The sequence below is a fragment of the Dryocola baronae genome, from assembly GCF_051297175.1.
In the GTDB taxonomy this organism is placed as follows: domain Bacteria; phylum Pseudomonadota; class Gammaproteobacteria; order Enterobacterales; family Enterobacteriaceae; genus Dryocola.
The window spans coordinates 3,222,075-3,236,514 of the sequence record NZ_JBINNY010000001.1 but is presented as its reverse complement, the minus strand read 5'-3'; the positions used below and the strand labels follow the sequence as shown (position 1 = coordinate 3,236,514).

Annotated in this window: 10 protein-coding genes; 7 read left to right on the top strand and 3 right to left on the bottom strand. The window is 51.3% G+C overall.

What is annotated here, in order from left to right:
- Window positions 1–12: 12 nt before the first annotated feature.
- From pflB to ycaO, 3 genes are all read right to left on the bottom strand, one after another.
- Window positions 13–2,295: a formate C-acetyltransferase gene (pflB, locus tag ACSPHG_RS15440; RefSeq protein ID WP_435954391.1), complete on the bottom strand. Its 2,283-nt coding sequence runs from the start codon at window positions 2,293–2,295 to the stop codon at window positions 13–15.
- 53 nt (window positions 2,296–2,348) lie between these two features.
- Window positions 2,349–3,206, bottom strand: coding sequence for a formate transporter FocA (gene focA / locus ACSPHG_RS15435; protein ID WP_435954390.1), 858 nt, complete (start codon window positions 3,204–3,206; stop codon window positions 2,349–2,351).
- A gap of 400 nt (window positions 3,207–3,606) precedes the next feature.
- Window positions 3,607–5,370 carry a 30S ribosomal protein S12 methylthiotransferase accessory factor YcaO gene (gene ycaO / locus ACSPHG_RS15430; RefSeq protein WP_435954389.1) on the bottom strand — a complete coding sequence of 588 codons (1,764 nt, stop codon included), beginning with the start codon at window positions 5,368–5,370 and terminating at the stop codon, window positions 3,607–3,609.
- A 138-nt stretch (window positions 5,371–5,508) separates the two neighbouring features.
- On the opposite strand from ycaO, the gene ACSPHG_RS15425 reads away from it, so the two are divergent.
- The 7 genes from ACSPHG_RS15425 to ACSPHG_RS15395 all read left to right on the top strand — a co-directional run bounded on the left by ACSPHG_RS15425 (window position 5,509) and on the right by ACSPHG_RS15395 (window position 14,420).
- Complete coding sequence (locus tag ACSPHG_RS15425; protein WP_435954388.1) at window positions 5,509–6,201, top strand: DUF421 domain-containing protein; 693 nt, start codon at window positions 5,509–5,511, stop codon at window positions 6,199–6,201.
- Between the two features lie 160 nt (window positions 6,202–6,361).
- Window positions 6,362–7,447, top strand: coding sequence for a 3-phosphoserine/phosphohydroxythreonine transaminase (gene serC / locus ACSPHG_RS15420; protein ID WP_435954387.1), 1,086 nt, complete (start codon window positions 6,362–6,364; stop codon window positions 7,445–7,447).
- Window positions 7,448–7,526: 79 nt separating this feature from the next.
- Window positions 7,527–8,810 carry a 3-phosphoshikimate 1-carboxyvinyltransferase gene (gene aroA / locus ACSPHG_RS15415; protein ID WP_435956037.1) on the top strand — a complete coding sequence of 428 codons (1,284 nt, stop codon included), beginning with the start codon at window positions 7,527–7,529 and terminating at the stop codon, window positions 8,808–8,810.
- Between the two features lie 196 nt (window positions 8,811–9,006).
- Entirely contained in the window at window positions 9,007–9,687 is a 681-nt protein-coding gene (gene cmk, locus ACSPHG_RS15410) for a (d)CMP kinase (protein ID WP_435954386.1), read from the top strand.
- Window positions 9,688–9,888: 201 nt separating this feature from the next.
- Window positions 9,889–11,562: a 30S ribosomal protein S1 gene (rpsA, locus tag ACSPHG_RS15405; RefSeq protein WP_121267283.1), complete on the top strand. Its 1,674-nt coding sequence runs from the start codon at window positions 9,889–9,891 to the stop codon at window positions 11,560–11,562.
- A gap of 90 nt (window positions 11,563–11,652) precedes the next feature.
- Complete coding sequence (ihfB, locus tag ACSPHG_RS15400) at window positions 11,653–11,940, top strand: integration host factor subunit beta (RefSeq protein ID WP_121267284.1); 288 nt, start codon at window positions 11,653–11,655, stop codon at window positions 11,938–11,940.
- 203 nt (window positions 11,941–12,143) lie between these two features.
- Complete coding sequence (locus ACSPHG_RS15395) at window positions 12,144–14,420, top strand: ComEC family protein (RefSeq protein ID WP_435954385.1); 2,277 nt, start codon at window positions 12,144–12,146, stop codon at window positions 14,418–14,420.
- Window positions 14,421–14,440: the final 20 nt, after the last annotated feature.

The window sequence follows — 14,440 nt, the reverse complement described above, 5'->3', positions numbered from 1 at the left end:
ACAAACCGTGAATTACATGGTTTGAGTGAAGGTACGAGTGATAACGTCCTGCTGCTGTTCTTTAGTCAGGGAGTTAAAACGTACAGCGTAACCAGAAACGCGGATGGTCAGCTGAGGATATTTCTCAGGGTGTTCCATCGCATCCAGCAGCATTTCACGGTTCATCACGTTCACGTTCAGGTGTTGACCACCTTCAATGGACGCTTCGTGGTGGAAGTAACCATCCATCAGACCCGCGAGGTTTGTTTTACGTACTTCGTCGTCTTTACCCAGCGCGTTTGGCACGATAGAGAAGGTGTAAGAAATACCATCTTTAGCGTAAGCAAACGGCAGTTTAGCAACGGAGGTCAGAGAGGCAACAGCACCTTTCTGGTCACGGCCGTGCATTGGGTTAGCGCCTGGACCGAACGGAGTACCTGCACGACGGCCGTCTGGGGTGTTACCGGTTTTCTTACCATAAACCACGTTAGAGGTGATGGTCAGAACAGACTGAGTCGGGATAGCGTTACGGTAAGTAGTCAGTTTCTGAATTTTCTTCATGAAACGTTCTACCAGGTCAACAGCGATGTCATCTACGCGAGGATCGTTGTTACCGAACTGCGGATATTCACCTTCGATCTCGAAGTCAGTCGCCAGACCATCTTCGTCACGAATTGGCTTAACTTTCGCGTATTTGATTGCAGACAGGGAGTCAGCTGCAACGGACAGACCCGCGATACCACAAGCCATGGTGCGAACAACGTCACGGTCATGCAGAGCCATCAGAGACGCTTCGTAGCTGTACTTATCATGCATGTAGTGAATGATGTTCAGCGCGGTGACGTACTGTTTTGCCAGCCAATCCATGAAGTGATCCAGACGATCCAACACGTTGTCGTAGTCCAGAACGTCAGCAGTGATTGGCGCTTCTTTAGGGCCAACCTGCATTTTCAGTTTTTCATCAACGCCGCCGTTGATTGCATACAGCATGGTTTTCGCGAGGTTAGCACGAGCACCGAAGAACTGCATTTGCTTACCAACAACCATTGGGCTTACGCAGCAGGCAATTGCGTAGTCATCGTTGTTGAAGTCAGGACGCATCAGATCGTCATTCTCGTACTGCAGAGAAGAGGTATCGATGGAGACTTTAGCCGCGTATTTTTTGAAGTTCAGTGGCAGTTTTTCAGACCACAGAATGGTGATGTTCGGCTCTGGAGACGGCCCCATGGTGTACAGGGTGTTCAGGAAGCGGAAGCTTGATTTAGTAACCAGTGTACGGCCATCAACACCCATACCAGCGATGGATTCAGTCGCCCAGATTGGGTCACCGGAGAACAGCTCATCGTATTCTGGGGTACGCAGGAAGCGAACCATACGCAGTTTCATGACCAGGTGGTCAATCATTTCCTGTGCGTCAAGCTCAGTGATTTTACCCGCTTTCAGGTCACGTTCGATGTAAGCATCCAGGAAGGTGGATACGCGACCGAAGGACATTGCAGCGCCGTTCTGAGATTTAACCGCAGCCAGGTAGCCGAAGTAAGTCCACTGAATAGCTTCCTGAGCGTTAGTCGCAGGACCAGAGATATCGCAGCCATATTTAGCAGCCATTTCTTTGATCTGACCCAGAGCGCGGTGCTGTTCAGAGATTTCTTCACGCAGGCGGATTGTCGCTTCCAGATCTTCGCCGTTTTCCAGTTTGGTCTGCAGAGAGTTGAACTGAGCGAATTTGTCTTTCATCAGGAAGTCGATACCGTACAGCGCTACGCGACGGTAGTCACCGATGATACGACCACGGCCATACGCATCTGGCAGACCGGTGATGACGCCGGATTTACGGCAGTTCAGGATGTCTTTGGTGTAAACATCAAACACGCCCTGGTTGTGAGTCTTACGGTATTCGGTGAAGATCTTTTTCAGCATTGGGTCGAGTTCACGACCGTACACTTTGCAAGAACCTTCAACCATTTTGATGCCGCCGAACGGAATGATGGCACGTTTCAGAGGAGCATCAGTCTGCAGGCCCACGATGGTTTCGAGGGACTTGTTGATGTAACCAGCATCATGAGAAGTGATGGTTGAAGCGAGGTCGGTATCGAAGTCAACAGGCGCGTGAGTGCGGTTTTCCTGTTTAACGCCTTCCATTACCTTGTCCCACAGCTCGGTAGTTGCATCGGTCGCACCTGCCAGGAAGGACTCATCACCCTCGTACGGGGTGTAGTTTTTCTGAATAAAGTCACGTACGTTGACTTCATTCTGCCAGTCACCTTTAGCAAAACCTTCCCAGGCTGTGGCTAACTTTTCATTAAGCTCGGACATGTAACACCTACCTTCTAATGTGGATTTCTTATTCCCTGCATGATGGACAGCACTTAGTGCTTATCGCCACCGCGCAGATAAATTACCCAGTATGTCAACCCAACCAACAAACCACCGCCGATGATGTTCCCGATAGTTACCGGAATCAGGTTATCAGTGATGAAGTTCAGAATGGTCAGATGCGAGAAACTATCCGGAGTAGACCCAACAGCGGTCCAGAATTCCGGGCTTGCGAAATCACGTATGACGATACCCATCGGGATCATAAACATGTTTGCAATACTGTGCTCGAAGCCGCAGGCAACAAACATGGCGACCGGCAGGATCATAGCAAACATCTTGTCCATCAAACTGCGACCGGAGTAGCTCATCCAGACCGCCAGACAAACCATTAAGTTCGCAAGAATACCGAGGCACACGGCTTCGATGAACGTGTGATGCATTTTATGGTCGGCGGTTTGCAGGACATTTAGCCCCCACTGACCGTTAGCCGTCATATACATGCCTGACAGCCAAATCAGCAGTACGAACAGCAGCGCGCCAATCAGGTTACCTACGTAAACGTTAATCCAGTTACGCGCTAACTGTCCCCACGTGATGCGACCGCTCGCTTTCGCGACAACAATCAACACGGTGGAAGTGAAGAGGTCAGCACCGCAGACAACGCAGAGTATTAAACCCAGAGAGAAGCAGGTTCCGCCAATTAGTTTCGCGATACCAAACGGAATCGTTGAGGTACCGGTCGTGGCGGTGATGTAAAAGACAAAGGCAATCGAGATGAACATACCCGCGGTGATCGCTAAATAAAACGTGGTTAGCGGGTGTTTCGTTGCTTTATAGACGCCAGCATCTTCGGCAACTTTTGCCATGGCTGGTGGAAGTAATAGATCAAAAGGGTTGTCAGCTTTCACACTAACTCTCTCTTATTTATTCGGCGAGGAGATACTAACAAAGCATTATAGAGTAAAAATTGATATGGATCATATCTCGCCAAGCTTATAGACCTGAAAAAAGCAGGTGATTACCTGTTTTTCAACCTAAGTTACTGATTATCCCAATAAAAATAAAGTTTAAATATTATAAGGTAATTTGAATTTTAGTCGCTTCGCTCCTTTCCTGGGTTAATTAAAACGGAGTAATTCAAAATAATAGCAACAATATTTATAGATTAATCCCCAAATATTTCACTGGCATTTAACTGATTGGCTACATATGGAATTATTTTGACCGTAATAAAAACAAGGGGCAATTAAAATTGCCCCTTAATATAGCTCAAGCCGCGCTATTCGCGCATCCTCTGAAAAGTATCAGTTAGTTAACTTCCCAGAAACGCGCTTTAGCGCGTTGTAATTTTTCGTAAGCGGCTAACAGGGCCTGGTGCGCCGGGAAAGCCTTAAGATCGCTATCTACCGCCTGAAGGCCGTAGAAAGCAGATTCGCCGCTAAGCGCTGCACTTGCTGCTTCCACGGTTTCGGCACCATACATACGAACAAACGCGTTCAGGTATTGCAGCGGCTGGCGATCTTCTTCCAGCGCCAGTAACAGCAGGGTCTGGAGGCAGCGGTAGTAGTTTGCACGCTCAGCGCTAAAGATGGAGGCGTTGAACTCCATGGTCCATTCGGTCCAGATCAGCGCCTGGTCAAGGTCGCCACCGGCCAGCGCTAGCATTGCCTTCAATTCGCCAATCCGCAGCGTATACCAGCCGTTGTCTTTGCCTGTTGCCAGGCCAAGCAGCTCACGCACGCGGGTAAAATCATCGTGGCCTTCTTCATCAAGCTGGGAGATCAGATCCAGATAGTCCTCTTTTTCCCATTCGCTGCCGGGTAAAGCAAGAATGGTTTCACGCAGGTGATAGCCCATATTGTTGTTGGCGAGCAGCAGGTCTTCAGCAGGATAGATGTCAGACATGCCCGGAACGATGATGCGGCAGGCGTAGACGTCCAGGTGCTGGTAATCCGCGATATACACTTCCTGGTCTTCCGCGTTGAAGATAGCCATCAGCGTAGCGAACTCTTCTTCTGTGCTGCCGGAGAAGCTCCAGTCAACGAACGGGTAGTCCGCGTCCTGCTTGAACATATCCCATGAGATCAGGCCGCTTGAATCGATGAAGTGGGTTTCAAGGTTAGCGTGTTCCGCAACTTCTTCATCGTCAAAGGTCGGCGGGGTAAAGACATCCAGGTCTTTCAGGCCACGGCCCTGCAGCAGTTCGGTAACGGTACGCTCAAGCGCCACGCCGAAGTCAGGGTGCGCGCCGAAGGAAGCGAAGCAGGTGCCGTTCGCGGGGTTGAACAGCACAACGCAGATAACCGGATGCTTGCCGCCGAGCGAACCGTCGTAAGCAAAGATAGGGAAACCTTCTGCTTCGAGCTTGGCGATAGACTCCACAACGCCCGGATAACGCGCCAACACTTCCTGCGGAATCTCCGGCAGGCTGATGCTTTCAGCAATGATACGGTTTTTGATGTGTCGTTCGAACACTTCGGACAGTCCCTGAACACGGGCTTCGTTGGCGGTATTCCCGGCGGACATGCCGTTAGAAACGTAAAGGTTGCCAATGATGTTCATCGGTATATAGACGGTCTGAAGGTCGGACTGGCGGGTAAACGGTAGCGCGCAGATACCGCGTTCTTCGTTACCGGACTGCAGGTCGATAAGCATACCGGCGGTCAGTTCGTTTTCCGGATCGTAAAACGCGCGCAGGCGATCGTCGAGAATGCCAGCAGGCAGCTGTTCGTCTTCAGGGATCGGGAACCATTTCTCATTCGGATAATGCACGAACGGGCCGTTGGCGATGGTTTTCCCCAGCCAGAAATCAGCAAAGAAATAGTTGGTGGAAAGACGTTCGAAATACTCACCCAGCGCCGAGGCTAACGCTGCTTTTTTGGTGGCGCCTTTACCGTTGGTGAAGCAAAGCGCGCTGTCTTTATCACGAATATGAACCGACCAAACGTTAGGGACCGGGTTCAGCCAGGAAGCTTCTTCTATATTAAAGCCGAGATCGGTGAGCTGTTTTTGGAAGCGAGCGATGGAATCTTCCAGTGCGGCATCTTTGCCAGGAATAAAGGTTTGAGTCATGAGAGTTCACTTTTGTCGTACGCAAAGCGCGCAATGATACGGGTTTTAACAGGCCGACGCTATCGTCAGCATTATGCAGGCGAAGCTAGCATAACAGGCTATGCTTACGCTCAGTAACATACTGTTATGGTGGAGAAAATGAAGACCTTCGATTTACAACGTATGGCGTTCGACGAAATGCCGCCGGATTTTTTGTGGGAAGTCGCTGTTCGCAGCCTTTACACCTTTATATTGGTATTTCTATTTCTGAAAATTACCGGGCGACGCGGCGTACGCCAAATGTCACTCTTTGAAGTGCTGATCATCCTTACCCTCGGTTCGGCTGCGGGGGACGTTGCGTTCTATCACGATGTGCCAATGCTGCCGGTTTTCGTAGTGTTTATTACGCTTGCCTGCCTTTATCGTCTGGTCATGTGGTTGATGAGCCACAGTGAGAAGCTTGAAAAGCTTCTTGAGGGCAAACCTGCGGTAATAATAGAAGAAGGGGAGTTTGCCTGGGAGAAAATGCAGTCCCAGAACATGACCGAATTCGAATTCTTTATGGAACTGCGCCTGCGGGGTGTTGAGCACTTAGGCCAGGTGCGGTTGGCCATTCTCGAAACGAACGGGCAAATAAGCGTTTACTTCTTTCCCGATCATCTCGTTAAGCCCGGCCTGTCGATCTTGCCCGAACCTTGCACTGAGCGAGTCGTGCGAGCACCTGAAGACGCTGACTACGCGTGCATTCACTGCAGCGAAGTCGTCACCTTCAACGCGGGTGAAAAAGCCGCGTGTCCGCGCTGCGATCACCACGTCTGGATTAAGGCCTGTACCGCTACCCGCGTCACCTGATGGGGGTAAATAGTGTATTTCTTCGGCTAGCTGGTGAATTGTATTGTGTGATTTTGCGCACATTCCCGCACCATGCCGGATTAACCATTGCAGGCTCCGCAAGTGAGTGATAAAACCGATGACGCATAAAAACTTATTGCTACAAGCAGGGTGAGGGGAAATGACTCAGGTTTACAATTTTAGTTCCGGTCCAGCGATGCTGCCGGCTGAAGTGCTTCGTCGCGCGCAGCACGAACTTTGCGACTGGAATGGCTTAGGCACCTCCGTTATGGAGATTAGCCACCGTAGCAAAGAGTTTATTCAGGTAGCCGAAGAGGCTGAAAAGGATTTTCGCGATCTGCTGCAAATCCCCTCGAACTATAAAGTTTTATTCTGCCACGGCGGTGGCCGCGGCCAGTTTGCCGGTATTCCTTTAAACCTGCTTGGCGACAAGAAAACCGCGGACTATGTTGACGGCGGCTACTGGGCTAACAGCGCGGTAAAAGAAGCGCATAAATACCTCACGCCAAACGTCTTTGATGCAAAAATCACCGTTGACGGCCTGCGTGCTATCCGCCCAATGAGCGAATGGCAGGTGTCCGAAGAAAGCGCCTATCTGCACTATTGTCCGAACGAAACTATCGACGGCATCGCTATCCATGAAACGCCTGATTTCGGCAAGGCGGTGGTTACGGCAGACTTTTCTTCAACTATTTTGTCCCAGCCGTTAGACGTGAGCCGCTTTGGCGTGATCTACGCTGGCGCGCAGAAAAACATTGGCCCAGCAGGCCTTACGATCGTTATCGTGCGCGAGGATCTGCTTGGTAAAGCCCATCAGTCTTGTCCGTCGATTATCGATTACACGGTGCTAAACGATAACGACTCTATGTTTAACACGCCGCCGACCTTCGCCTGGTATCTCTCAGGCCTGGTGTTCAAATGGCTGAAAGAGCAGGGTGGCGTAGCGGCAATGGACAAAATCAACCAGGCAAAAGCAGACCTGCTTTATGGCGTGATTGATAGCAGCGATTTCTACCGCAATGATGTCGCCCCGGCTAACCGTTCCCGCATGAACGTGCCGTTCCAGCTGGCAGACAGCGGCCTGGATAAACTCTTCCTGGAAGAATCTTTTGCTGCCGGTTTGCACGCTCTGAAAGGCCACCGGGTGGTAGGCGGAATGCGCGCTTCAATCTACAACGCCATGCCGCTGGAAGGCGTTCAAGCGCTGACTGACTTTATGGTTAACTTCGAACGTCGCCACGGGTAATCTGTCGCACGTAGCTATTCTCCCCGCGGGTCGAACCTGCGGGGTATTTTCTGTTTGATTTGAGAGTATCTTCCCCATGTTGGAATCCCTGACGTTACAACCCATCGCGCTCGTCGACGGCACCATTAATCTTCCTGGCTCTAAAAGCGTCTCTAACCGTGCTTTGCTGCTGGCTGCATTGGCAAAAGGCACGACTGAACTGACCAACCTGCTGGACAGCGATGATGTTCGTCACATGCTTAACGCGCTGAAAGCTTTGGGCGTCAGCTATTCACTTTCAGAAGATCGCACACGCTGCAAAGTAACCGGCGTGGGCGGCCCGCTGGTGGCATCCGGCGATCTCGAGCTATTCCTGGGTAATGCGGGCACGGCAATGCGCCCGCTGGCCGCAGCCTTATGTCTTGGTAATAACAATATCGTGCTAACCGGCGAGCCGCGTATGAAAGAGCGCCCGATTGGCCATCTGGTCGATGCTCTTCGCCAAGGCGGCGCGCAAATTGAATATCTTGAAGAAGAAAACTATCCGCCGTTACGTTTATGCGGCGGTTTTACCGGTGGAAAAGTTGCGGTAGACGGCAGCGTATCGAGCCAATTCCTGACGGCCCTCCTGATGACCGCCCCGTTGGCGGCGAACGACACAGAAATCACTATCAAAGGTGAGCTGGTATCCAAGCCCTACATCGATATTACGCTGCACCTGATGGCAACCTTCGGCGTTAGCGTTGAAAACCGTGACTATCGTAGCTTCGTTATTCGCGGCGGCCAGAACTATCAGTCTCCTGGCGCATACCTGGTTGAAGGTGATGCTTCCTCAGCGTCCTATTTCCTTGCCGCTGGCGCAATTAAAGGGGGCACGGTGAAAGTGACCGGTATCGGCCGTAATAGCGTGCAGGGCGATATTCGTTTTGCCGATGTGCTGGAAAAAATGGGCGCTAAAATCACCTGGGGAGACGATTTTATCTCTTGTGAACGCGGCGAGCTCAACGCAATCGATATGGATATGAACCATATTCCCGACGCGGCAATGACCATCGCAACGGCGGCTCTTTTCGCAAAAGGCACTACCACGTTACGCAATATCTACAACTGGCGCGTAAAAGAAACCGACCGCCTGTCGGCGATGGCAACCGAGCTGCGTAAAGTCGGTGCCGTTGTTGAAGAGGGGGAGGATTACATCTCCGTTACGCCGCCCGTTAAGCTACAGAACGCTGAAATTGGTACCTATAACGATCACCGCATGGCGATGTGTTTTTCTCTAGTGGCATTGTCTGACACCCCGGTAACTATTCTCGACCCCAAATGTACGGCGAAAACCTTCCCGGACTATTTCGAGCAGCTCGCTCGTATCAGTACTCTCGCTTAAATTCCTGCTAACCGCATCATTCGATGCGGTTTTCTCATCTGCCTACGTTTCCTTACAACGATGTTGCGCAAATCTTCTACACTCAGCCTGTTTCCCCAGGATATTTAGCCGGAAAGATAACGGTCCGGCCGGTTGCGGCGTATAATGCGCGGCGTTCACGTTTTAGGCCCCGCGACCCAGCGAGAAGGAGAGAAAGATGACGGCACCCGCCCCGGTAATAACAATTGATGGCCCAAGCGGCGCAGGTAAGGGCACGCTGTGTAAGGCAATGGCGGAAGCATTGCAGTGGCATCTGCTCGACTCCGGCGCAATCTATCGCGTGCTGGCTTTAGCCGCGCTGCATCATCAGGTTGATGTCGCATCGGAAGAGGCGCTGGTTCCTCTGGCTGCGCACCTTGACGTGCGGTTTGTTTCCACAAACGGCAATCTGGAAGTGATTCTGGAAGGCGAAGATGTCAGCGGTGAAATCCGCACCCAGGAAGTGGCGAATGCGGCATCGCAAATCGCGGCATTTCCTCGCGTCCGCGAAGCTTTACTGCGCCGCCAGCGTGCCTTCCGTGAAGCGCCCGGCTTAATCGCCGATGGCCGAGACATGGGAACGGTGGTATTCCCGGATGCGCCGGTAAAAATATTCCTTGACGCATCCTCCGAAGAGCGTGCTCACAGGCGTATGCTACAGTTGCAGGAAAAGGGCTTTAGTGTTAACTTTGAGCGGCTTTTGGCCGAAATAAAAGAGCGCGACGATCGCGATCGTAACCGGCCCGTAGCACCGTTGGTCCCTGCGGCAGACGCTTTAGTGCTGGATTCCACCAGCATGTCGATAGACGAAGTTATCGAGCGCGCACTGGCCTACGCCCAAGAAGTGTTAGCTTCTTAACGCTATCCGAATAAGTGATGGCGTGTTTTTTGTCATATTTGTCATGATATTGCCATGGCGATATCACTACAGATCGGGTAAAATTTGCCCCCTGTAACAAGAACCCTGTCGGCATGGAGCCAATGGCGGGGTATGTGAAACAACCCCATTCGGCGGGACGCTAAATGGACGTTAAACTAAAGAACCTTGAAGATTAACAACATGACTGAATCTTTCGCTCAACTCTTTGAAGAATCCCTGAAAACAATCGAAACCCGTCCGGGTTCCATCGTTCGTGGCGTTGTAGTTGCTATCGACAAAGACGTAGTACTGGTTGACGCCGGTCTGAAATCTGAGTCTGCCATTCCGGCTGAGCAATTCAAAAACGCTGCTGGCGAACTGGAAATCCAGGTAGGCGACGAAGTTGATGTTGCTCTGGACGCAGTTGAAGATGGCTTCGGCGAAACTCTGCTGTCCCGTGAGAAAGCTAAGCGTCACGAAGCTTGGATCACGCTGGAAAAAGCTTACGAAGAAGCTGAGACTGTGGTCGGTGTTATCAACGGCAAAGTTAAAGGTGGCTTCACTGTTGAGCTGAACGGTATTCGCGCGTTCCTGCCAGGCTCCCTGGTTGACGTTCGTCCGGTTCGCGACACTCTGCACCTCGAAGGCAAAGAGCTTGAATTCAAAGTAATCAAGCTTGACCAGAAACGTAACAACGTTGTTGTTTCTCGCCGTGCTGTTATCGAATCTGAAAACAGCGCAGAACGTGATCAGCTGCTGGAAAACCTGCAGGAAGGCATGGAAGTTAAAGGTATCGTTAAGAACCTTACTGACTACGGTGCATTCGTTGATCTGGGCGGCGTTGATGGCCTGCTGCACATCACTGACATGGCATGGAAACGCGTTAAGCATCCAAGCGAAATCGTGAACGTTGGCGACGAAATCACTGTTAAAGTGCTGAAATTCGACCGTGAGCGTACTCGTGTTTCCCTGGGCCTGAAACAGCTGGGCGAAGATCCATGGGTAGCTATCGCTAAGCGTTACCCAGAAGGTACTCGTCTGACTGGCCGCGTGACCAACCTGACTGACTACGGCTGCTTCGTTGAAATCGAAGAAGGCGTTGAAGGCCTGGTGCACGTTTCCGAAATGGACTGGACCAACAAAAACATCCACCCATCCAAAGTTGTTAACGTTGGTGACGTAGTGGAAGTTATGGTTCTGGATATCGACGAAGAACGTCGTCGTATCTCCCTGGGCCTGAAACAGTGCAAAAACAACCCATGGCAGCAGTTCGCTGAGACCCACAACAAAGGCGACCGCGTTGAAGGTAAAATCAAGTCTATCACTGACTTCGGTATCTTCATCGGCCTGGACGGCGGCATCGACGGCCTGGTTCACCTGTCTGACATCTCCTGGAACGTTGCAGGCGAAGAAGCAGTACGTGAATACAAAAAAGGCGACGAAATCGCAGCTGTGGTTCTGCAGGTTGACGCAGAGCGCGAACGTATCTCCCTGGGTGTTAAACAACTCGCAGAAGATCCGTTCAACAACTACGTTGCGCTGAACAAGAAAGGTACTATCGTTACTGGTAAAGTAACGGCAGTTGACGCGAAAGGTGCTACAGTTGAATTAGCAGATGGCGTAGAAGGCTACCTGCGTGCTTCTGAAGCTTCCCGTGACCGCGTTGAAGATGCAACTCTGGTTCTGAACGTAGGCGACGACGTTGAAGCTAAATTCACCGGCGTTGATCGTAAAAACCGTGTTGTGAGCCTGTCTGTTCGTGCTAAAGACGAAGCTGACGAGAAAGATGCAATTGCGACTGTTAACAACAAACAGGAAGAAGGCAACTTCTCTAACGCAATGGCTGAAGCATTCAAAGCAGCTAAAGGCGAGTAATCGTCCGAGCGCTAAATCAGGGCGGCTACGGCCGCCCTTGTTCGATTGATAGCTGTAAGCTAATTTTCCTGAAAGGAAACCGGAGGAATCATGACCAAGTCAGAATTGATTGAAAGACTTGCAACCCAGCAATCTCATATCCCTGCTAAAGCAGTGGAAGATGCAGTGAAAGAGATGTTGGAACATATGGCCTCTACTCTTGCCCTTGGCGAGCGTATTGAAATCCGGGGTTTCGGCAGTTTCTCCTTACACTATCGCGCTCCTCGCACCGGACGTAACCCTAAGACTGGCGATAAAGTGGATCTGGAAGGTAAATACGTTCCTCACTTTAAACCAGGCAAAGAGCTACGTGACCGCGCCAATATTTACGGCAATTGAGTCCACGGATTTAAACGCCAAAAACGGTACCTACGGGTGCCGTTTTTTTATGCCTGAGATTTGGATTTGCGGCAGACCTCGCAGAGCGTTATGTAACGATGTCCCATGTTTGAGAAGTGTTGGAAACCTTCTCTAAAGCTTCATTATTTTGTGCTGACACGCCTATTCCGGCCCGTCACACTTCCTCCAACAAGGAGGTTGCTGTGATTTCTTTTCCTGCGCTTTGTATCTGCATTATCGCTGGGATATTGCCGCTGGTTTGGCTGGCGGATATTCCCAGTCTGTCGGGCATCATAATGCTCCTGGCCGTTGCGCTATGTCTTCTCGCTCCAGGTAAACAGGTTCTTCGCTATCCGGCAATAATGTTGCTAAGCCTCTGCTGGGGGTTGCTTGCGGGCAGAGAAAGCCTCGCACCTTTTGAAGTTTGGCTACAAAAACCGGTCACCGCCGACGTAGTCATTGTCAGGACCGACGGCGAAAAGAATCATGAGCTAAGGCTATTAAAGGGGCCGGAAGTTTATTTATTTCCTCCTGCAGGAGTTGTACTGCGAAACGTCTACTTACCTGGGCCCGTTTGCTCTGGTCAAAAATGGCAGATGAAACTGCGCCTTCAGCCCGTTCACGGCCAGCTCAATGAGGGAGGTTTTGATAGCCAGCGCTACGCCCTGGCGCAGCATCTACCGCTTCGTGGTCGGGTGATTGAGGCAAAGCAGCTAAGCGAGCAATGCTCGTTGCGCGCAAGGTGGATGGACGCTGTTCAGAAGAACACACAATCCTTGCCGTGGGGGGGAATTATCGAGGCGCTGGCGTTCGGCGAGCGAAGTAATATCACCAGCGAAGCCAAAGATATTTTGAGGAAAACCGGAACGGCACACCTGATGGCTATCTCCGGTTTACATATCTCTCTTGCGGCAGGTATTGGATGGCTAATGGCTAGGCTATTTCAGCTTGCGTTGCCCGCCCATCGTATCAGTTTTCGAATGCCGCTCATTGCAAGCCTGTTGACGGCGGGTGTCTATACCTGGCTTGCGGGCTGTAATCCTCCCGCGGTGAGGGCAATACTGGCACTCGCTATCTGGCTAAGCTTGAGGATCCAAGGAAGACAGTGGACCGGCTGGGAAGTGTGGCTCGCCTGTGTGACGGGAATACTGTCTTTTGACCCTTTGACGGTACTTTCAGACAGCTTCTGGCTTTCAGCGCTAGCCGTAGCCTCGCTGATATTCTGGTACCAATGGATGCCGCTGCCTCGAGGTGTAGTCCAGTGGCCCTGGTATTATCGTTATCCAACGGGTTTGTTACATTTGCAGATTGGTATCACCTTGCTTCTCATGCCATTACAGATTTTTATTTTTCACGGTATCAGCGTTAACGCGCTGGCAGCCAATCTTGTGGCCGTGCCGTTTGTTTCCTTCATCGTTACGCCTCTCCTGTTGGCCGGATTGATGTTCACGGGTATACACTGGCTTGGAGAAACGTGGTGGAAGATAGTTGATGCGCTGTTGGCACAGCTATTCAGGGTATTGGATCTCATCCCCGGCGGCTGGCAAGAGGTCGATCAAAGATTCCAGTTACTTAGCCTAACGGGCTGGGTCGCCATTGTGATTTACCGTATGGCCTGGTGGCGCACTTCAGCCGCGTCGGTGGCCGTATTAGCAATAGCCTTACTGCTCGTTACGACGCGCACTTTAAATAAAAATGGCGGGTCAGGATGGGAAATTGTCATGCTGGATGTAGGGCATGGGCTTTCGGTGGCCCTGGTTCGTAACAACAAAGTGATGCTTTATGATACGGGCAATGCCTGGCCCGGTGGCGATGCCGCACAGCAGACCATAATTCCCTGGCTGCGCTGGCATAACCTCAAGCTGGAAGGCGTGATCCTTAGCCACGAGCATCTCGACCATCGCGGTGGGTTAACTTCTTTGCAAAAGGCATGGCCTGAGCTGCCTGTGCGTAGCCCGCTGCTGTGGGAAAAACATCGGCCGTGTTTTGCGGGAGAAAAATGGCAATGGCAGGGACTGGAATTTGCCGCGATATGGCCGCCAGCAAAGGGTCGGGCCGCAGGGAATAACGGTTCTTGTGTGGTTATGGTAAGCGATGGCCATCATAAACTGCTCTTAACCGGCGACATTGAAGCTTCGGCGGAATTAGCTATGCTAAAAAACAGGTGGGGCGCGGTACAAGCTGATATCGTTCAGGTTCCTCATCACGGCAGCCGTACATCTTCCACGGATCCGCTTTTGCGGGCGGTTTCAGGCAAAGCCGCTCTGGCCTCGGTTTCCCGCTATAACGCCTGGCGTTTACCTTCTGTAAAGACTATTGAACGGTACAAGAAGCATGGCTACAGGTGGCTTGACACAGCCCGCTCCGGGCAAATCACTATTCGAATTAACCGTGCTAAATGGCAAATCAATGGATTCAGAGAGCAAATAATGCCCCGTTGGTACCATCAGTGGTTTGGCGTAACCAAGGATAATGGGTAGAATATGCGGCTATTTCATCA

Excerpts from the sequence above, each read along its gene's own strand:
- cmk (WP_435954386.1), top strand. The coding sequence starts at position 9,007 with ATGACGGCACCCGCCCCGGTAATAACAATTGATGGCCCAAGCGGCGCA.
- ACSPHG_RS15425 (WP_435954388.1), top strand. The coding sequence starts at position 5,509 with ATGAAGACCTTCGATTTACAACGTATGGCGTTCGACGAAATGCCGCCG.
- serC (WP_435954387.1), top strand. The coding sequence starts at position 6,362 with ATGACTCAGGTTTACAATTTTAGTTCCGGTCCAGCGATGCTGCCGGCT.
- ihfB (WP_121267284.1), top strand. The coding sequence starts at position 11,653 with ATGACCAAGTCAGAATTGATTGAAAGACTTGCAACCCAGCAATCTCAT.
- pflB (WP_435954391.1), bottom strand. The coding sequence starts at position 2,295 with ATGTCCGAGCTTAATGAAAAGTTAGCCACAGCCTGGGAAGGTTTTGCT.
- rpsA (WP_121267283.1), top strand. The coding sequence starts at position 9,889 with ATGACTGAATCTTTCGCTCAACTCTTTGAAGAATCCCTGAAAACAATC.
- ycaO (WP_435954389.1), bottom strand. The coding sequence starts at position 5,370 with ATGACTCAAACCTTTATTCCTGGCAAAGATGCCGCACTGGAAGATTCC.